17 protein-coding genes are annotated in these 19,690 nt (G+C 62.9%); 7 read left to right on the top strand and 10 right to left on the bottom strand.

Going from position 1 to position 19,690, the window contains the following annotated elements; all coding sequences use genetic code 11:
- Positions 1 to 108 precede the first annotated feature (108 nt).
- Complete coding sequence (locus NL528_RS29680; RefSeq protein ID WP_309177923.1) at positions 109 to 1,719, top strand: ABC transporter substrate-binding protein; 1,611 nt, start codon at positions 109 to 111, stop codon at positions 1,717 to 1,719.
- A gap of 258 nt (positions 1,720 to 1,977) precedes the next feature.
- Here NL528_RS29680 and NL528_RS29675 read toward each other — a convergent pair whose 3' ends face one another.
- The 3 genes from NL528_RS29675 to NL528_RS29665 all read right to left on the bottom strand — a co-directional run bounded on the left by NL528_RS29675 (position 1,978) and on the right by NL528_RS29665 (position 5,384).
- Entirely contained in the window at positions 1,978 to 2,814 is an 837-nt protein-coding gene (locus tag NL528_RS29675) for a transglutaminase family protein (RefSeq protein ID WP_309177922.1), read from the bottom strand.
- Between the two features lie 190 nt (positions 2,815 to 3,004).
- Positions 3,005 to 3,949: an alpha-E domain-containing protein gene (locus NL528_RS29670; protein ID WP_309177921.1), complete on the bottom strand. Its 945-nt coding sequence runs from the start codon at positions 3,947 to 3,949 to the stop codon at positions 3,005 to 3,007.
- Between the two features lie 16 nt (positions 3,950 to 3,965).
- Positions 3,966 to 5,384: a circularly permuted type 2 ATP-grasp protein gene (locus NL528_RS29665; RefSeq protein WP_309177920.1), complete on the bottom strand. Its 1,419-nt coding sequence runs from the start codon at positions 5,382 to 5,384 to the stop codon at positions 3,966 to 3,968.
- A 225-nt stretch (positions 5,385 to 5,609) separates the two neighbouring features.
- Between NL528_RS29665 and NL528_RS29660 the strand changes: the two genes are divergently transcribed.
- The 3 genes from NL528_RS29660 (at position 5,610) to NL528_RS29650 (ending at position 7,677) form a co-directional block, all read left to right on the top strand.
- On the top strand, positions 5,610 to 6,347 hold the full coding sequence (locus tag NL528_RS29660) for a molybdopterin-binding protein (protein ID WP_074275069.1): 738 nt from the start codon (positions 5,610 to 5,612) through the stop codon (positions 6,345 to 6,347).
- Positions 6,348 to 6,387: 40 nt separating this feature from the next.
- Positions 6,388 to 6,918: a xanthine phosphoribosyltransferase gene (gene gpt / locus NL528_RS29655; RefSeq protein ID WP_074278386.1), complete on the top strand. Its 531-nt coding sequence runs from the start codon at positions 6,388 to 6,390 to the stop codon at positions 6,916 to 6,918.
- Positions 6,919 to 7,059: 141 nt separating this feature from the next.
- Complete coding sequence (locus tag NL528_RS29650) at positions 7,060 to 7,677, top strand: hypothetical protein (protein ID WP_309177919.1); 618 nt, start codon at positions 7,060 to 7,062, stop codon at positions 7,675 to 7,677.
- Positions 7,678 to 7,878: 201 nt separating this feature from the next.
- Here NL528_RS29650 and NL528_RS29645 read toward each other — a convergent pair whose 3' ends face one another.
- The 3 genes from NL528_RS29645 to NL528_RS29635 all read right to left on the bottom strand — a co-directional run bounded on the left by NL528_RS29645 (position 7,879) and on the right by NL528_RS29635 (position 11,828).
- A complete protein-coding gene (locus tag NL528_RS29645; RefSeq protein ID WP_309177918.1) occupies positions 7,879 to 9,078 on the bottom strand; it encodes an MBL fold metallo-hydrolase in 1,200 nt (399 codons plus the stop codon).
- 104 nt (positions 9,079 to 9,182) lie between these two features.
- Positions 9,183 to 9,704 (bottom strand): Cache 3/Cache 2 fusion domain-containing protein, encoded by a 522-nt coding sequence (locus NL528_RS29640; RefSeq protein ID WP_309177917.1) that lies wholly within the window; start codon positions 9,702 to 9,704, stop codon positions 9,183 to 9,185.
- A 1,101-nt stretch (positions 9,705 to 10,805) separates the two neighbouring features.
- Positions 10,806 to 11,828 (bottom strand): methionine synthase, encoded by a 1,023-nt coding sequence (locus NL528_RS29635; RefSeq protein ID WP_309177916.1) that lies wholly within the window; start codon positions 11,826 to 11,828, stop codon positions 10,806 to 10,808.
- A 123-nt stretch (positions 11,829 to 11,951) separates the two neighbouring features.
- On the opposite strand from NL528_RS29635, the gene NL528_RS29630 reads away from it, so the two are divergent.
- From NL528_RS29630 to NL528_RS29620, 3 genes are all read left to right on the top strand, one after another.
- Entirely contained in the window at positions 11,952 to 12,653 is a 702-nt protein-coding gene (locus tag NL528_RS29630) for a glutathione S-transferase N-terminal domain-containing protein (RefSeq protein ID WP_309177915.1), read from the top strand.
- Between the two features lie 165 nt (positions 12,654 to 12,818).
- Positions 12,819 to 13,433, top strand: coding sequence for a 2-hydroxychromene-2-carboxylate isomerase (locus NL528_RS29625; protein ID WP_309177914.1), 615 nt, complete (start codon positions 12,819 to 12,821; stop codon positions 13,431 to 13,433).
- Positions 13,433 to 14,407 carry an NADPH:quinone oxidoreductase family protein gene (locus NL528_RS29620; RefSeq protein ID WP_309177913.1) on the top strand — a complete coding sequence of 325 codons (975 nt, stop codon included), beginning with the start codon at positions 13,433 to 13,435 and terminating at the stop codon, positions 14,405 to 14,407. The genes NL528_RS29625 and NL528_RS29620 overlap by 1 nt, the downstream gene beginning before the upstream one ends.
- A 121-nt stretch (positions 14,408 to 14,528) precedes the next feature.
- Here NL528_RS29620 and NL528_RS29615 read toward each other — a convergent pair whose 3' ends face one another.
- The 4 genes from NL528_RS29615 to NL528_RS29600 all read right to left on the bottom strand — a co-directional run bounded on the left by NL528_RS29615 (position 14,529) and on the right by NL528_RS29600 (position 19,683).
- The gene (locus tag NL528_RS29615) at positions 14,529 to 15,419 is read right to left on the bottom strand and encodes a crotonase/enoyl-CoA hydratase family protein (protein ID WP_309177912.1); all 891 of its coding nucleotides are present in this window, start codon (positions 15,417 to 15,419) and stop codon (positions 14,529 to 14,531) included.
- A 147-nt stretch (positions 15,420 to 15,566) separates the two neighbouring features.
- Positions 15,567 to 16,988 (bottom strand): amidase, encoded by a 1,422-nt coding sequence (locus NL528_RS29610; protein ID WP_309177911.1) that lies wholly within the window; start codon positions 16,986 to 16,988, stop codon positions 15,567 to 15,569.
- On the bottom strand, positions 16,981 to 18,153 hold the full coding sequence (locus NL528_RS29605; RefSeq protein ID WP_309177910.1) for a M20 aminoacylase family protein: 1,173 nt from the start codon (positions 18,151 to 18,153) through the stop codon (positions 16,981 to 16,983). The genes NL528_RS29610 and NL528_RS29605 overlap by 8 nt, the downstream gene beginning before the upstream one ends.
- A gap of 6 nt (positions 18,154 to 18,159) precedes the next feature.
- A complete protein-coding gene (locus NL528_RS29600; RefSeq protein ID WP_309177909.1) occupies positions 18,160 to 19,683 on the bottom strand; it encodes a M81 family metallopeptidase in 1,524 nt (507 codons plus the stop codon).
- Positions 19,684 to 19,690: the final 7 nt, after the last annotated feature.

Here is a 19,690-nt window from a genome sequence, read left to right as displayed (position 1 = left end):
GGGCGTTGGGCGGAGCCCGATTGCGCCCTCAACTGTGAGTATTGATTAAGCCGATGGCCTCCGGCACGCTGGCGTTTCCAAAAAGAATAAAAAATCGGGGAGATCAACATGCGCGCCAGCCGCCGGTTCCGCCAATCAGCCATGTCCATTGCGGTGCTGAGTTGCGCGATGTTGGCCGCGAGCCCTGTCGCCGCCCAAAAAGCCGGCGGCACGCTCAGGCTCTATCACAACGACAATCCGCCCAGCACCTCGCTGCTGGAAGAAGCGACCATCGCCTCGGTGATGCCGTTTGCGGCGGTGTTCAACAACCTCGTCGTGTTCGATCCTGCCAAGGTCCACGAGAGCCTCGAGACAGTGATCCCGGATCTGGCCGAAAGCTGGTCGTGGGATCCGACCAACACCAAACTGACGTTCAAGCTGCGGCAGGGCGTGAAATGGCATGACGGCCAGCCGTTCACTGCCAGGGACGTGCAATGCACCTGGCGGATGCTGATCGGCAAGGGCGATGCCAAGGATTTTCATCGCAACCCGCGCAAGGTCTGGTACTCCAAGCTGCAGGACGTCAGCGTCAACGGCGACTATGAGGCGACCTTCGAACTCAGCGAGCCGCAACCGAGCCTGCCGGTGCTGCTCGCGAGCGCGTTTTCGGTGGTGTATCCGTGCCACGTTCCGCAGGCCGTGATGCGGACCAGGCCGATCGGCACCGGCCCGTTCAAATTCGTCGAATTCAAGCGCGGCGACTCGATCCGCCTGGTGCGAAACCCCGACTACTTCAAGAAGGGCCGCCCCTATCTCGACGAGATCGCGGTGCGGACCATCGACAGCCGCGCCACGCGCATGCTGGCGTTCGCGACCGGCGATTACGACATCACTTTTCCCTCCGACATCAGCGTTCCCCTGATGAAGGACATCAAGGCGCAGGCGCCGAAGGCGATCTGCGAAATGACCACGACGGGAACCCAGATCAATTTGCTGGTCAATCGCGTCAATCCGCCGTTCGACAATCCGGAGATCCGAAAGGCCATGTCGCTGGCGCTCGATCGCAAGGCCTTCAACACCATCCTGATGGAAGGGGACGCACGGCTGGGCGGCGCCATGCTGGCGAAGCCCGAGGGCGAATGGGGCATGCCGCCGGAAATGGTGGCGTCGCTGACGGGATATGGTCCCGACACCCACAAGAACATCGCCGAGGCGCAGGCCATCATGCAGAAGCTCGGCTACAGCGATGCCAAACCGCTGCCGATCAAGATCCAGACGCGGAACCTGCCGACCTACCGCGATCCGGCCGTCATCGTGGCCGACCAGCTCAAGAAGATCTACATCGTCGGCGAACTCGATATTCTCGACACGCCGCGATGGTATGCCAGGCTCGCCAAGAAGGATTACACCATCGGACTGAACGTCACCGGCGTCAGCGTCGACGATCCCGACGGCAATATCGTCGAGAACTATTCCTGCAATTCGGAGCGCAACTACACCCAGTACTGCAATGCCGAGGTCGACAGGCTGCTGTCGGCGCAATCGCGCGAGCTCGACCGGGACAAGCGGAGCAGGCTGGTCTGGGACATCGAACGTATCCTGGTCGAAGACGCCGCACGCCCGATCATCCTGCACTCATCGGCCGGCAATTGCTGGCAGCCCTACGTGAAGAATTTTCGCCCGCACGACAACAGCCAGTACAACAACCTGCGGTTCGAGGATGTGTGGCTGGATAAGTGACGGCCGAAAGGCCGTCATCTACGATGCGCAATTGCGCATCTGAGGGCGCGCTTAGCGCGAACCCGGGATCTCGAGATTCCCCGGTGTGCAATCGCGCATCGTGGCCGCGCACTATCCACGTCATTGCGAGCCAACGGGTCGCGCGAACGCGCGCCCGATGACAGGCTCCGCGAAGCAATCCATGGCGCAACAAAGCAAGCGTGGATTGCTTCGTCGCTACGCTCCTCGCAATGACGATGGTAGGGCTGCGATCAAATCCTACGACTGGCTCTGCCACTGCCCCGGGCGCCCGGCCTGTTCGACGTTGACTGCCACCGTCAGCGTCTCGTTGCCGCCGCCATAACGGGTGCCGCGCACCGGGGCGGCGCCGAGATAGTCGAGCCCGATGGCGACGCGGGCGTGCGCGTCCGTGGTGCAGATAGCGTTGGCCGCATCGAACCCGACCCAGCCCAGATCAGGCACGAAGGCTTCCGCCCAGGCGTGGCCGGCCTGCTGGTTGACCATGCCGTCGGAGCGCAGGAAATGCCCGGAGACGAACCGCGCCGGCACGCCGCCGGAGCGCGCGCAGGCGATGAAGATATGGGCGTAGTCCTGGCACACGCCGCGCTTGAGCCCAAAGGCCTCCGCCGCGGCGGTGCCGCTGGTGGTGGGGTCCTCGTCGAACGTCATGTGCTCGTTGATCTGCACCATCAGCGCATGCAGGAAGCCGAGCACGTCGCCGTCCGATTCCGAGCGCAGCTCGCGGGCAAAGGTCGCCATCGCCGGATTGACCTCGGTCAGCGCGGTCGAACGCAGGAACAGGCTCGGCGGGAAGCGCTCGTCGGTGCCGCGCAGCACGCCGCCGGTGTCGTGGGTCTCGATCAGGCCCTCGACATTGATGGTGAGTTCGGCGAGCGGCCCATACGTCAGCACATGCGTCACGTTGCCGAACGCATCCTGGTGCATATCGAGCCGCGAATCGGTCGAGACGTCGATCTGCCATTCGGCGATGTATTGCCCGTCATGGCTGGAGGGCGTCATCCGCAGAATCTGGATCACGCCCGTGGCCGGCGGCTCGTAGCGATAGCTCGTGGAATGGGCAATTCGCAGGCGCATGGCGTACCAAGAGCAGAACTAGAGTTTCTTTTGTAGACGAGAGGAAGAACTTCGTCATGCCCGGGCATAGTAGTCTGCTTTTACGCAGACTACGTAAACTTGTCTGCGCTCCCGGGCATCCACGTCTTTCTTCCAAGTCCGCTCCCAAAGCAAGACGTGGATGGCCGGGTCAAGCCCGGCCTTGACGGTATCAAATCAGATACTGCTTGGTGATGATTTCACCCAGCCGTGAGTTATCCGCAAGGAACTCCTGGATGAACTCATGCACGCCATGCTGGAAGATATCGTCCATATGGCTGTGTTCAAGGCGGTTGCGGACGCCACGGGCGTGGCGCTGCGCGGCGCCCTGGCGGCCGTAGGCGACGCCGATCTGGTCGAGATTGCGGACCAGATTGCTGTAACAGCTCGCCAGCGAGCGCGGTAGCGTATCGTTCAGGATCAACAGGTCGGCGATCAGCCACGGTTTCAGCGTTTCGCGGTAGACCCAGTGATAGGCGGTCAGCGCCGACACCGAGCGCAGGATCGAGGTCCACTGGTAATAATCCAGGGGACCGCCGACATGCTCTTCCTCCGGCAGCAGCACGTGATACTTCACGTCGAGAATGCGGGCGGTGTTGTCGGCGCGCTCCAGATGCAGGCCGAGCCGCGAGAACCAGTAGGCATCGTTGCGCAGCATGGTCCGATAGGCCGAGCCGTCGAACCGCAGCGAGGTTTCCTGCACGAAACGGAGGAATTTGGCGAGTTCCTCACGGGTCGAGGTGCCCTTGCCCCAGACTTCCTGCAATTCGATCCAGGCCGAGTTGATGGTGTCCCACATCTCGGAGGTCAGCGCGGTTCGTACCGAGCGGGAATTCAGCCGCGCGGCCTCGATGCAGTTCTTGATCGACGAGGGGTTGGACGGCGAAAACGCCAGATACTCGACGACGTTGTGTTCGTTGGCTTCGGAATAGGCCTCGTAGAAGCTCGCGCCGACGCCGGCGGTGAGAAGTGCGGAGTCCCATTCATTGGTCTTGCCGATATAGGCGGCGGGAAGGGCGGTGACGCGCAGGGTCGCGTCGACGGTGCGCGCCAGATATTCCGCCCGCTCGACATAGCGGGCCAGCCAGTACAGGTTTTCGGCGGTGCGCGACAGCATGCGAGGGTCTTGCTCTCTATTCGTCCAGAATCCAGGTGTCCTTGGTGCCGCCGCCCTGGCTGGAATTGACCACCAATGAGCCTTCCTTCAGCGCCACGCGGGTCAGCCCGCCCGGCACGATGGTGACGTGGTTGCTGCCGGTCAGGACGAACGGACGAAGGTCGACATGGCGCGGCGCGAGGCCCGACGCGGTGCAGGTCGGGCAGGTCGACAGCGCCAGCGTCGGCTGGGCGATGAACCCTTCCGGCTCGCGCTTCAATTTATCGCGGAACGCCTCGATCGTCGCCTTGGTGGCGGCCGGCCCGATCAGCATGCCGTAGCCGCCCGAGCCGTGCACTTCCTTGACCACGAGTTCGCTTAGATTGTCGAGCACATAAGCGAGGTCCTGCGGCTCGCGGCAGCGAAAGGTCTGCACGTTCTTCAGGATCGGTTCTTCGCCGAGATAGAATTTCACGACGTCCGGCATGTAGGAATAGATCGCCTTGTCGTCGGCGATGCCGGTGCCGACCGCATTGGCGAGCGTGATATTGCCGGCCGCATAGGCCGACATCAGTCCGGGCACGCCGAGCGCGGAATCCGGGCGGAAGGTCAGGGGATCGAGGAAGTCGTCATCGACCCGGCGATAGATCACGTCGACCCGTTTGAGGCCTTCGGTGGTCCGCATGAACACCTCGTCGTTCTTGACGATGAGGTCGCGGCCCTCGACCAGCTCGATGCCGAGCTTGTCGGCCAAAAACGAGTGCTCGTAATAGGCGGAATTGTAGACGCCGGGCGTCATCAGCGCCACCGTCGACTCGGCCGAGGCGCTGAGCGGCGCCACCGACCGCAACGCCGCCAGCAATTCGTCGGGATATTTTTCCACCGGTGCGACGCGGTGGCGGGCGAACAGGTCCGGAAACAGCCGCATCATGATTTCGCGGTTTTCCAGCATGTAGGACACGCCGGACGGCGTCCGCGCATTGTCCTCCAGCACGATGAAATTGTCGGCGTCGACCCGGATGATGTCGATGCCGGCGATGTGGACATAGACGTCGTGCGGTACGTTCTGGCCGTTCATCTCCGGCCGGAACACCGGGTTCTGGAAGATCAGGTCTTCCGGGATGATATTGGCGCGAAGGATATCGCGGCCGTGGTAGATGTCGCGCAGGAACATGTTGAGCGCGCGCACCCGCTGCTTCAGACCCTTCTCGAGCAGGGTCCATTCCTTCGCCGACAGGATCCTTGGGATCACGTCGAACGGGATCAGCCGCTCCTGGGCTTCGGCATCGCCATAGACCGCGAAGGTGATGCCGATCCGGCGGAACAGCAGCTCCGCTTCCTGGCGGCGATATTCGAGCGCGTCCGGCGGCGTCTCCTTCAGCCAGCGGGAGAGCTCCTGGTAGGCCGAGCGGAGGTCACCGCCGAGGCCGTTCATCTCATCGAACGCAACTGCCATAAATCCCGACTGCCCTTGGACGCCATACGACACAGTGCATGACTTAACGGGATGGTAGCAAGGCCCGGGCCAGCGGGATATGCATTGGCCAAGGGCATTTGCTATGGGTGTTTTGCGGCGCTGCCTGAAAAACCGGCTGCTGGGTGCTTGTTTCGGCAGCAAAACCCCGTGACTTCAAGGCGTTGGCCCGGCAAGGTCGCGCGCAAAGGGTGAGGAAAAGTGACTATGAGTGAGATCGTCACGGCGGGAATTCTGGTCATCGGTGACGAGATCCTGTCCGGCCGGACCAAGGACAAGAACATCGGTTTTATCGCCGAATATCTGACCAATATCGGGATCGACCTCAAGGAAGTCCGCGTCGTCGCCGACGACGAGGCCGACATCATCGCCGCCCTTGATGCGCTGCGGCATCGCTACAATTACGTCTTTACCACCGGCGGTATCGGGCCGACCCATGACGACATCACCGCCGACAGCGTCGCCAAAGCGTTCGGCGTCGGCATCGACCATCACCCCGAAGTGGTGGCGCGGTTTCGCGAGCGCTGGACCGAACAGGATTTGAACGAGGCGCGGCTGCGCATGGCCCGCGTTCCCGACGGTGCCGAGCTGATCCAGAGCGCGACTATTCTCGCGCCCGGCTTCAAGCTCGGCAATGTCATCGTCATGGCAGGCATCCCCTCGATCATGCAGGCGATGATGGATATCGTCGCGCCCCGGCTGAAGTCGGGAGTTCGGATGCTGTCGGAATCGGTCCGCGCCAATGCGCGGGAAGGCGACATCGGCGGGCCTTTGCGGGAAATCGCCAATGCGCATCCCGACACCATCATCGGCAGCTATCCGTTCCAGGACGAAGACAAGAAGCCGAACACCAATCTCGTCGTCCGCTCGCGCGATCCCGAAAAGCTTGCCGCCGCGATGGCGGCGGTGAAGGAGATGCTGGCGGGATTGAACGTTACCCGGTAACGGGGACGGCGACGGGGTTCTAAAAATGCAGGAGAAGATGATGGCGGCAGATGCTCCGGAACTGAGCGCGGAGGAGCGGGCGGGCAAGGCTTTCCCGGTCTCATGGGACCAGTTTCACCGGGATTGCCGGGCGCTGACCTGGCGGCTCAACGAGGTCGGACCGTTTCATGCGGTCATTGCCATCACCCGCGGTGGCCTCGTGCCGGCGGCGATCGTCGCGCGCGAACTCGGCGTGCGCATCATCGATACCGTCTGCATCGCCAGCTACGACCACACTAAGCAGGGCGATTTGAAGGTGCTGAAGGGAATCTCGGCCGATACCGCGGCGCTCGGCGGCGGCACCGGCAAGGGCCTGCTGATCGTCGACGATCTCGTCGATACCGGCAAGACCGGACGGTTGGTCCGCGACATGATGCCGGACGCGCATTTCGCCACCGTCTACGCCAAGCCAAAAGGCCGGCCGCTGGTCGACACCTTCATCACCGAAGTGTCGCAGGACACCTGGATCTTCTTTCCCTGGGATACCGCGTTGTCATTCCAGCCCCCGATCCGCGGCGACAGCGCGGCGTGATTTTCTCTTACCTCGCCCCGCGTGCGGGGAGAGGTCGAAGCCGTAGGCTTCGGGTGAGGGGGGCTATCTGCGAGTCCGAGTGCGCGGAGATTCCCCCTCATCCCGACCTTCTCCCCGCACGCGGGGAGAAGGAGAAGTAAGATGCCGCTGCAAAACCGGGTCACTCCCTCAGGCGACATCATCGCCACCCCACATCGCGGCCTGTTCACCGGCAATCGCGGCATCATCCATGACCCCGCGACCAAGACGCTACTGAACAAGCGCTGGTCCACCCCGGCGTGGATTACCTGCGTCTGCGAATTCAGGGGATGGCGACGCAAGGTGATGGGCGGCCGCAGCTGGACCGAACTGTTCTTCCTCGACGAGGCAACCGCGTTCGCAGCCGGACACCGCCCCTGCTTCTTCTGCCGCCGCGACGACGCCAACCGCTTTCGCGCGGCATGGGAGCAAGGCAACGGTGTTGCAAAGGTTCTCGCACGCGACATCGACGCCGTGCTGCATCGGGAGCGGCTGGATCGCGGCAGGAAGCGGCTGCATCCGCTGCCAATGCCGGTGAGGCAATTGCCTGAGGGGGCGATGGTGGAGGCGGGAGACGAGAGTTATCTGATCGTGCAGGGAAGGGCGCTGCAATGGTCACCGGCCGGCTATCGCGAGGTGGAGTGCGCGATCGAGCATGCGATGCTGCTGACGCCGCCATCGACATTGCGGGCACTCGGGGCAGGGTATCGGCCGGTGCTGCATCCGAGCGCGAGTCCATAGCGACAGGGTAGTCAGCGAGCACAATCTACCAAGCGGAAGCGGGAACGCATGGTCGCCCGCAGAGACGATGAGCCAGGGCCTAAACCGAATAAATTGAAAAGCGTCGGCGGACGTCCGTTCTGGAGCGTATTCCGGACTCAAGCCGAGCATCGCGCGAGGTCCGAAAAGTGCCAGCAACGGACATAAACGTTGAGGCTCTGCTCACGCCTCGAAAACCAAGCGAGTTCCCGTGTACGAGCGTATGAGCTTCGTCGGCATCGCAGCGCGCGCGATTTCGTAAAAAGGTTCGCCCGTACAATGCAGCGGAACCACGTAAGTCGGATCGAGTTCCTGGAGTGCCTTGACCGTATCTCGAACGTATTCCTCTTGATAGGGCGCGAGATGGAAGCCCCCGATCACCGCATGAATTTTTTCCACGCCGGAGGCGGCTTGAGCCTGCCTGATCGCATTGACCACGCCGCGATGGCTGCACGAAGTCAGCACGACAAGCCCGCGTCCTTTCAGATTGAATGCCGTCGCGATCTCGTGCTGAAATTGATCCGGGACGACCGGCGCACTGCGTTCCGCCTCGCTGAGGCGCTCGGGATAACAGCCGACGCCCCGGTGGAAGCCGACGGTCATTGCACTCGGTGACAGCACTTTCTCGAAGCTCTTCTGGCCGATCTGCCCTGTCGTCACGGCGTGATCGACGACCAACGCTGGTCGCTCCGTGTAGGTGACGGCGATGTCGGCTTCTTCGAGCGCTTTGCGGTCGATAACGCCGAAGCTGCCGCGCACCGGCAGGCCAGTCCACTCGCGTGCGCAAAAGCATCCTTCGCCACCGACAAACAACGGGAGCTTGGGCTTTAGCTTGCCACTGTGCGCCTGCAAGAAACCAACGAGACCGCCAAAGTGGTCCTGGTGCCCGTGGCTCAGCACAAGCGCGTCGACGGCCGCGGGATCAACACCAAGCAGATTCATGTTGTTGAGAAGGGCTTCCGGCGTGAAACCGAAATCAACCAGGATATTGCGCGCCTCGTTGCCGCGTTGCGACTCGACATGCATCGCAAGACCGAATTCGCTGACCAGCGTTCTGCGTGGCGGCTTCTCGCTGAGGCCCCAGCCAAAGTGCTGGACATCAAGGTTGGGCAGTTTCCTGCTCGGAGCGACAGCAAACTGATAGCTATCGATCACTATCCGAACCGCGACGCGGTCAAGCTCAGGCAATGATCCAGTGACGGCCGCGGCCCTCACCGGCTTCGAGCCTGCGAGGAGCGTAGCAAGCATCCCACTCAAGATACTGGCACCGCCGCCGCAGAGAAATTCTCGTCGTCCAACCTCGTCACAGAAAAACTGCCGCCGAGGCACCCGAGGGCCTGCTTGCAACAGCGCAATTGAAGCAGAGGTCAAATCAATAGCCATTGTTAGCTCCCGTTCCATTCAACAACGAGGCCATAAACAGAAGGTGCGGGACCGCTCCGGGCAGCAAACTCCGCGCCTTAGCGGTCATGCAAACTGTGACTCGGCTAGTTCTTCAAGTATCCGACGTAATAGACGCCGATGACGTTGCCGCTTGCATCGCGGATTGGTTCATAGCCGGTTACGTAAGGCTTCCCTGGGATATCGGCCTCTCCGTAATACCTTTCGCCCTTCAAAATAGCCGTGATGGCTTTACCCTTTGGGTCGAGAATGGTGCCTATTGCCCGCGACCCGTCATCCTTCTTGACATTGGTTGCCACACGAACGAACTCGTCGCCGCTCTTGACAAAGATAGTGGCCGTCCCACCGGCTTCCTTCTGCACCTCGTCGACCAGCACGAAGTTGTTATTCATCTTGGTCGCACCAAAATGTAAGGCGGGGACGATCTTCCCGACGACTTCCTCTTGCCCGTTGACAGTGGGCGTACCCAGCGTCGAAGCCTTCGACTTGAGGAGTTGCATCGCAACCTGGACATTCTCGGCGGCTTCAGCGAACACTCGCGCGGGGAACTGAATCGAAAAACCAGCAGCGAAGCCCAACAGTAACAGTGCGAGCAGGGACTTCTTCATGGTTACCTCCCATTGGCCTCACAGCATCTCGATGTGAAGACTATCGGGCGAGGAGGCCCATTTCGAAGCACGCCGCCAAGAGGCTCCCGTAATGTCGGTCACGGGTACTGCCGCGTTTCTTTATCCGATATGTCGCAGCCACTGTATGGATCACATCCGGCCCACAAACGGAATGAGGCCCAATGTCTCAGTTGGGTCATTCGCGTCACTTTGACCTTGGACCAGCCACTTCCGGTCTACCCTGATCAACGGACATCGTCAGATTGATCCTGCAGGTCCGGTTGGTACGGCAAAACGTCGATTTGTTCAGCCGGATCAACGTGATTTGCCCTGTCCAGTCTGCCTTGCAAAAATATTCCGCTTCGCTCGTCGGGCAAATCAAAACTATAAGCTGCGCCGTCCTGTCCCGGGAAGAGGGGCGTTGGCCATCGTCATGAACGTTAGGACGGGATGCGGTGGACGCGGCGGCGTCGTGTGTGAAGATCGATTGCAGGGCGGATTCCCGTGAGCGATCGTGATGACGCCAGACGAGCGACGCCAAAGCGTACGGCAAAACCGCGTGGTCCTGGCACCCGTTGCTGGTGCTAAATTTGCGGAGGCGTGTCGGCCCAACCGGGTGCGGACACCCCGTTAATCCGCCGATGACGGTGACAAGAGGAATTCGTCGCCGGGGAGAGGTAAAGCCATTGCGCGGGGAATGCCGGAATGCTCCGACTGTACCTGTATGCTCGTGTGCGTTTTCGCTGTGCACTTTGCACGCGAGACCGCGGGTGCGGCAAGCACCCGGCGTTCCCTGTGCCCTCTTCTTTGGGCGGAACGATTTGCACAACTCGGGCGAAACGTGCCGCGAGAATGCCGAGGTATGTTTGATGGACGCAGGCGCCACACCCTCAATTGTCATCGTCCGCCAACGGGTCGGCCGAATGGCCGCCCGATGACAGGCTCCGGCGGACGATCCAGTATCCCAGAGACGTCGGCGATAGAACCGAGAAGCCGCGGCGTACTGGATCGCCCGGTCAAGCCGGGCGATGACAGCGGGGTGCGGGGCGCGATGCGCCGCGAGAGCATGTCAGCGAGCAGCAGGTGACGCCGAGACAGAAATCATCCCAACCGTTCGCGCGCCAGCTTGGCGCCGGCACCCAGCGCCATCAGCTTGGCTTCCGCGATATCCCGGCGCATCGGCGCCATGCCGCAATTCGTGGTCGCGACGATGTTGCTCTTCGGCACGAATTTGGACACCGCGTCGATCACCTTGACGACGTCTTCCGCGGTCTCAACCGTGTCGCTGGCGACGTCGATCACGCCGGCCTGCACGATCTTGCCGGGCAGCAGCGCGAGCAGATCGAGCGGGACGTGCGAATTGCGGCATTCGATCGCGACCTGCTGGATCGGGCTCTTCGCAATTGCCGGAAAGATATCTTCGTACTGCCGCCACTCGGCGCCCAGCGTTTGTTTCCAGTCGGTATTGGCCTTGATGCCGTAGCCGTAGCAGATGTGCACGGCGGTGGCGCAGGTCAGCCCTTCCGCGGCGCGCTCCAGCGCCTTGATGCCCCAGTCCGAGACTTCGTCCATATAGACGTTGAAGGCGGGCTCATCGAACTGGATCATGTCGACGCCGTCGGCCTGCAACGCCCTGGCTTCCTCGTTGAGCAATTCGGCAAAGGCGAACGCCATCTTGACCCGGTCGCCGTAATATTTGTCGGCGATGGTATCGATGATGGTCATCGGGCCGGGCAGGGTGAATTTCAGCTTGTGCGTGGTGTGGGTGCGGGCGATTCGAGCCTCGTCGGCATGGACGCGGCCCTTCAGCGTCAGGGGGGCGACCACCTGCGGCACCATCGCCTTGTAGCGATCCTTGCGGATGCCCATCTCGACCTTGTGGGCGAAATCGATGCCTTCGATCTTTTCCAGAAAGCCATGCACAAAGTGCTGGCGGGCCTGTTCGCCCTCGGTGACGATATCGACGCCGGCGTCTTCCTGCAGCTTGACCGCCAGCATGGTGGCATCGCGCTTGGCGCGGGCCAGCTCGGAGCCTGTGGACTTCCAAGGCGCCCAGAGCGTGTTGGGTTCGGCCAGCCATTCCGGCTTCGGCAAGGAGCCGGCGATCGTGGTTGGAAACAGCATTTTGGCCTCCCGGTCGGTTCTGATTGAGCGCCTGTCTGCCATGTCTTATGATCGAGGTACAGAACAACAAAAGTCGCCGTCGCCGGGCCTCGAGCCGGTCCCGGCGCGGCAGCAAGGGGAGCCATGATCGACCTGTATTACGCGCCGACGCCCAACGGCTGGAAAATCTCGATCATGCTGGAGGAACTCGGGCTTCCCTATCAGGTCATCCCGGTCAACATCCGTGCCGGCGAGCAATTTCGGCCGGAATTTCTGGCCATCAGCCCGAATAATCGCATCCCGGCGATCGTGGATCGCGCGCCCGCCGATGGCGGCGAACCATTTTCGGTGTTCGAGACTGGCGCGATCCTGATTTACCTCGCCGAGAAGACCGGCCGGTTCCTGCCAAAGGACATGCGCGGGCGCTCGCAGGTCGTGCAATGGGTGATGTGGCAGATGGGCGGGCTCGGTCCGATGCTGGGCCAGCACGGCCATTTCGCGCTCTATGCGGCGGAAAAAATCCCCTACGCGATCGAGCGCTACCGCGACGAGGCGGCGCGGCTGTACCGGGTGCTCGATACGCAATTGGGCAAAACCGGCGCTTACGTCGCCGGCGATTACTCGATCGCCGACATCGCCTGCTTCCCCTGGACCATGACGCACAAGGCGCAGGGCTTTACGCTGGACAGTTATCCGAACATCAAGCGCTGGTACGCCGAGGTCCGCGCCCGGCCACAGGTGCAGGCCGGGCTGGCAATCGGGAAGTTCGTCAAGGAGCCGTTCGACAAGGAGGCGCGGAAGAATATGTTCGGGCAACGGGCGAAGGAGATGGCGAAGCAAAAATAACGGCTCGTCATTCCGGGACGCGCCACTTGGCGCGGGCCCGGAATCCATAACCACGATCGGGAGTATGGATTCTCTGATGTGCAATTGCACATCAAAGCTCGCGCTGCGCGCGCCCCGGAATGACGAGAATCGCAAAGAGCAAAAGCCAAACAAAAGGAAACCCCAATGATCGAATTCTTCTTCGACTGCTCCAGTCCCTGGACCTATCTCGCCTTCCACAACATCCAGCCGCTGGCCAAGGAGTTCGGCGCCGAGATTACCTGGCGGCCGATCCTGGTCGGCGGCATCTTCAACACCATCAATCCCAGCGTCTATGCCACGCGCGAAACGCCGGTGCCGGCGAAGCTGAACTACCAGAAAAAGGACATGGCGGACTGGGCGCGCTCCGCTGGGCTAGCGATCAAGATGCGGCCGACCGTGTTTCCGGTGAACAGCGTCAAGGCGATGCGCGGATGCATTCATCTCGCGCCGGAAGGAAAGCTGGTCCCGTTCGCGCGCGCCGTGTTCGAGATCTATTGGGGCGAGGACAAGGATATCTCGCAGGACGCGGTGCTGACGGAAGTTTGCCAGCGCGTCGGCGTCGATCCCCAAAAATTCTTCGCCGGGATTGGCGGGCAGGCGATCAAGGACCAGCTCAAGGCGAACACTGATGAAGTGATGGCGCGCGGCGGTTTTGGCTCGCCGACCATCTACGTCGACAAGACTGACATGTATTTCGGCAATGACCGCATGCCGCTGATTTGCGAGGCGCTGGCGCGCCGCAAAGAGCAGGCCGCCTGATGCCGAAGGCCGTCGTCTGCCGCGAGCTCGGCCCGCCCGAGAGCTTGCGCCTGGAAACCTTTACCGCAGTACCGCTGGCGCGGGGGCAGGCGCGCGTGGCCATCCATGCCGCCGGGATCAACTTTCCCGATATCCTGATGGTCGCGGGCGAATATCAGCTCAAGCCGCCATTGCCGTTCACGCCGGGCGTGGAGGCCGCCGGCGACGTGGTCGAGGTAAATGACGCGAAGGGCGTCACTGTCGGCGACAAGGTCATCGTCAAGATGCGACACGGCGCCTATGCCGACGAGGCCGTCGTCACGCCGTCGCAGCTCACGCCGCTGCCGTCGACCTTCGACTACGCCGAGGGCGCGACGTTTCTGGCTGGCCACGGCACCGCGTATCACGCCCTGATCGACCGCGGCCAGCTCAGGCCGGGCGAAGTGCTGCTGGTGCACGGCGCCGGCGGCGGCGTGGGCTTAGCCGCGGTCGAGATCGGCAAGATGCTGGGCGCTATTGTGATCGCGACGGCGTCATCCGACGAAAAGCTCGCGGTCGCCAAAGCGCGGGGCGCCGCTCATCTCGTGCGGTACGACCGCGAGCCGTTCCGCGACGCCGTCAAGCGCATCACCGACGGGCGCGGTGCGGATGTGGTGTTCGATCCCGTCGGCGGCGAGGTGTTCGAAAACTCGATGCGCTGCATCAACTGGGGCGCGCGGCTCCTGATCATCGGTTTCACCGGCGGCATCGGGCTGGCGCGCACCAATCTGTTGATGATCAAGGGCGCCAGCGTGCTCGGCGTCCGCGCCGGCGAAGCCGTGCGGAAAAATCCGGCACTCGGGGAGGTGCGGATCAAGGCGCTGACGGAATGGGCGGAAGCGGGGAAAGTCCGGCCCAACGTTTCGCACCGCCTGCCGCTGGAGGATTACGCGAAAGCGATGCGGCTGTTGCTGGAGCGCAAGGCGATCGGGCGGGTGGCGCTGATGATGCGGTGACTTCGTAGCCGTCATTCCGGGATGGTCCGAAGGACCAGATCCGGAATCTCGAGATTCTCAGCTGCGCAATAGCGCAGCGTAGTTCGATGCTTTGCATCGCCCCGGAATGACGGCTTCGCCGTCACTTATACCCGCGCTCTTCCCACCACGGGAAATAGTCCGGCATGTCTGACGAAACCTTGTTCTTGAACTCGGCCGGGCGCTTTTCCAAAAACGACACCACGCCCTCCCTGACGTCCTCGGAGCGGCCGCGGGCGTAGATGCCGCGGCTGTCGATTTTGTGCGCTTCCATCGGATCGTCAGCGCCCAGCATCCGCCACATCATCTGACGGATCAGCGCCACCGAGACCGGCGCGGTCTTGGCGGCGATCTCCCTGGCCAGCGCACGCGCGGTCGGCAGCAAATCATCCGGCGGCACCACCTTGCTGACGAGACGGCCGGCCAGCGCCTCCTGCGCCGGGAAGACCCGGCCGGTATAGCACCATTCCAGCGCTTGCGAGATGCCGACGAGGCGCGGCAGGAACCAGCTCGATGCCGCCTCCGGCACGATGCCGCGCTGGGAGAACACGAAGCCGAAGCGCGCGGCTTCAGAGGCAATGCGGATATCCATCGCCAGCTGCATGGTGACGCCGATGCCGACCGCCGGTCCGTTCACCGCCGCGATCACGGGCTTTAAGCATTTGAAGATGCGCAGCGTCACCTGGCCGCCGCCGTCGCGCACCTGGGGATCGCTGTAATCGACCGCGCCGCTGGCGAGCCGCTTCACCGGCCCGCGCCGCGCGTCGCGGTCGAACGTGTTGGCGCCGGAGGAGAGATCCGCGCCGGCGCAGAAGCCGCGTCCGGCACCGGTGACGATGATGGCGCGGACGTCGTCGTCCTTGTCGGCCGCATCGAAGGCGTCGATCAGTTCCTGCTGCATGGTGCCGTTGAAGGCGTTGAGCTTGTCGGGCCGGTTCAACGTGATGGTGAGAATTTGCTCGGCGACCTCGTACTTGATCGTCTCATATGCCATGGGGTGATTCCTTCCTGTGTGTTCGTTTATTTTCAAAGTCGTCATTCCGGGGCGGAGCGAAGCGACGAGCCCGGAATCCATAACCACGATCGTGAGTATGGATTCCGGGCCTGCGCTTTCAGCGCATCCCGGAATGACGGAGAGAGATCACTTCTTCGGCGGCGATGGCCACGGCTTCTGCGGGCCCCGCAGGCCTTCGAACGTCTTGGCCATGCCGAGCACCCCAAGGTCGTCGAAACGGCGGCCGACGATCTGCACGCCGATCGGAAAGCCGCGTCTGTCGTAGCCGCCATTGATCGAGACGGCCGGGTTCTCGGACATGTTCCAGGGCACGGTGTAGCAGATGTGCTCGAACGGCTTTGCGGGGTCGTTGATGGGGGCGGCGAATTCGGCGGGGAAATTCACCACCGGCGACACCGGCGACACGACATAATCGAGATCGAAGAACAGCTTTGCCGCCGCGGCCCGGATCGCCATCGTCATGTTGAAGCCCCGGATCACGTCGACGCCCGAAAGCTTCGCGCCGGCCTCGGCCCATTGGTAGATGTAGGGCAGCGCCTTGGCGCGCTGTTCCGGCGCGAGCCTGGACAGATCGTCCCACATCCGCGCGCGCCAGAAATTGTCGAGGCCGTCGAGCATCTCGCGCGTCAGTATGCCATCGACCTCGGTAATGATGGCGCCCGCCGACTCGAAGGCCTTGGCGGCCTTCACGGCGACGTCGCGGACTTCCTTCTCCAGCGGCTGGCCGACGCCGGGATCGAGCATCAAGCCAATGCGCAGCTTGCGCGGCGACTTTTCCAGCGCCTTCCAGTTGATCTCATGCGCCGGCAGGCTCATGCCGTCGCGGCGGTCGGGCCGCGACAGCACACTCATCATCAGCGCCGCATCGTCGACGATGCGGGTCATCGGTCCTGCGACACGGCCGACATAAGGTGGATCGACCGGAACGCGCCCGAGGCTCGGCTTCAGCGCCACCAGGCCGCACCAGCAGGCCGGCAGCCGCACCGAGCCGCCGATATCGGTGCCGAGATGCAGCGGGCCGTAGCCGGCCGCACCCGCAGCACCCGCGCCGGAACTGGAGCCGCCGGGATTCTTGCTGACGTCCCAGGGATTGCGGGTGAGGGGATGGAAGCTCGACAGGCCGGACGACAACATGCCGTAATCCGGCATCGTGGTCTTGGAGAAGATCACAGCCCCTGCCTCGCGCAACCGCGCGGCGGGCGGCGCATCCCGGTCTGCCGGCACCAGCTTCACGCTGGCAGCGCCCAGCGGCACCGGCTGGCCCTTGGTCGCAATATTGTCCTTGATCGTGACCGGCACGCCATCGAGCGTGCCCATCGGCTCGCCCTTCTGCCAGCGCTCGGTCGAGGCTTTTGCAGTGGCGCGGGCGCCCTCGGGATCGAACGCGTAGAGCGCCTTGATGTGCGGCTCCCACACCGCGATATGCGCGAGCACCTCTTCAAGCACTTCCGACGGCGAGAACTGCTTGGCCCGATAGCCCGCGATCAGGTCGACGGCGGAAAGGTCGTGCAGCGACGTGACAGCTTCCTCTGCTTTGATTTTATGCATGGGCACCTGCCGGCAGACGGTTTTCGATGATGCGGGCGAACATGCTGGCGCCGATCGGCAGGATCTTGTCGTCGAGCACGTAGCCGGGATTGTGCACGGGCACCGAACCGTCATGGCCGACCCAGAAATAGGCGCCGGGCACCCGCTGCATCATGTCGGCGAAATCCTCGCTGCCCATCTTCGGCTGCGTTCGGGTGATGACGTTCGCCGGGTCGACCACGGTGCGCGCCACGGCCTCGACGACCCGGGACTGCTCTTCCTGGTTGACCAGCACGCTAAAGATATCGCGGATATCGGCCACGATCTCGACCTGGAACGCCGCGGCGATGCCGGCGCAGATCGCGCGCATCCGCTCGCGGATCAGCGCGCGCACCTCGTCGGAAAAGGCGCGGACGGTGCCGCAGAGCTTCGCCTCGCCGGGAATGACATTATAGGCCGAGCCGGCATGGATCTGCGTGATCGACAGCACCGCCGGCTCGTTCGGGCTGACGTTGCGGCTGACGATGGTCTGCAACGCCTGGCCGAGCGTCATGGCGATGACCACCGCATCCTTGGAACGCTCCGGCATCGCGCCATGGGCGCCGTAGCCGTTGATGGTGATGTCGAAGAAGTCGGCGCCGGCCATCGCTGGGCCGGGCAGGATCCCGATTTCGCCATGGTTCAGGTCGGGCGCGTTGTGCAGCCCGTAGATCTCATCGCAGGGGAATTTATCGAACAGCCCGTCCTTGATCATGGCGCGGGCGCCGCCGAGGCCCTCTTCGGCGGGCTGGAAGATGAAATGCACGGTGCCGTCGAAATTCCTGGTCTCGGCGAGATAGCGCGCGGTGCCGAGCAGCATGGTGGTGTGGCCGTCATGGCCGCAGCCATGGAAGCGGCCGGGAATGGTCGAACGCCAACGCAGGTTGGTGTTTTCCTCCATCGGCAGCGCGTCCATGTCGGCGCGCAGGCCGATGCGCTTAGCCCCACTGCCTTTGCCCTTGAGCACGCCGACCACGCCGGTGCCGCCGAGACCGCGATGCACCTCGATGCCCCATCCCTTCAGCTTGTCGGCGACGATGCCCGACGTGCGCACTTCCTCGAAACCGATCTCGGGATGCGCGTGCAGATCACGGCGAATGGCGGTGAGTTCGTCGGCAAAGCCTTCGATGCGGTCGATATTGGGCATGTCTGTTTATCCGGTTGAGCTTGACTTGGCGGTGGGAACGAAGGGAGAGCCGTTCGGCTTGATGCGGATGCCCGGACGCAGCCGCGTCCAGGGAAGCGAGGCGGTATCGGCCGGCATCGCGCCCGGCGCGGCGCAGATCAAAAGCCGTTCGGCGATCGGTTCGAAATCGGCACGGAAATGCACCGAGCTTTTGTTGACCAGGATCGATTGCTCAGTCGGTTCGATGCCGACATAGCGATACATCGACTGATCGGCGAGCTGCGCCTTGTGCGAACTCACGACCACCCTGACATCGCCGATCCGCAGGCAGGCCGATGGGCCCATGTCCATGTCGCGGCCGCCATAATAGGGACCGGGTGCCACGAATTGTCCGTCTGACAGCTTTTCGACGACGAAGGCGTCCTTGTACGGCGCGTCCCCGGGAATGCCGGACTTGCCGCCGAGCGCCAGCGTCACCGTCGCGCCGACCCCCGCGGCATGCGCCGCTCTGGCCGATTGCGGATCGTAGATCACGCCGTGCGCCGCGCGCGTCGCCTTGTTGCGGACCAGCGCGCGGAGCATGCCGGTGGTGTCGGAATCGCCGCCGGCGCCGGGATTGTCCTGGGTGTCGGCGATGATGATCGGCTTGCTCGCGGTCCTGGCCAGCTCCATCGCATGAAGCACGCCCTCGTCGGGCGTAAAGATGCGTCCATCGAAATCGTCCTCATGGCCTTCGATCAGTGCGACCAGTTTGTCGGCAGCCGCATCGGCATCGGCCTGGGTCTTGCCATAGGCGAATATGCTCGGTCCGCAATCCCTGAAATCGGCGGCCGGAAAACCGGGCGCAAAGGACAGCGTCGGCACCGCGCCGTTCTCCAGTGCCGCCAGTTTTTCGTAAATGCCCTTGGTCGGCTGATCGTTGGTGCATTGCCAGCTGATCGGAATCAGGAAAGGCAATTGCCGGAAGGCCTTTGCGAAGCGCGCCCTCGTCTTCAGCATCAGCGCGAGATGCCTTGCCGAGGCGCGGCCGGTGTCGGCCATATCGACGTGCGGGTAGGTGCGATAGGCGATCAGTGCATCCGCATGTTCCACCATTTCGGGCGTCACATTGGCGTGCAAATCGAGACTGACGACCAGCGGCAGTTCCTTGCCGATTACCTTGCGGACGCGGGCGAGAATTTCGCCTTCGCCATCGTCGAGGTGCTCGGTCACCATCGCGCCGTGCAGGTCGAGATAGACCGCATCCAGCGGGCCGGCCGCCGCGATGCCGCCGACCATCTCCGCGACGATGCGCTCATAGGCATCTTTCGCGACATGGGCGGAGGGACTGGCGCCGCAGGAGATGGTCGGAACCAGTTCCCAGCCATTGGCCTCGGCGGCTTCGACAAACCCGGCCAGTCCGACATTGATCTTGCGCATGACCTTGACGACATCGGGACCGTGCGCCATGGCCGGCCAGCCGCCACCATGGACGAAATCGTCATACGTCGCCTTCGTTGGCGCAAAAGTGTTGGTTTCGTGCAGAAAGCCGCCAACGGCGATGCGGGTCATCAATGAA

Source organism: Bradyrhizobium sp. Ash2021, assembly GCF_031202265.1.
Taxonomy (GTDB): domain Bacteria; phylum Pseudomonadota; class Alphaproteobacteria; order Rhizobiales; family Xanthobacteraceae; genus Bradyrhizobium.
Note: the sequence above shows the minus strand (reverse complement) of the source record. Positions and strands in the feature narration are given on the sequence as shown.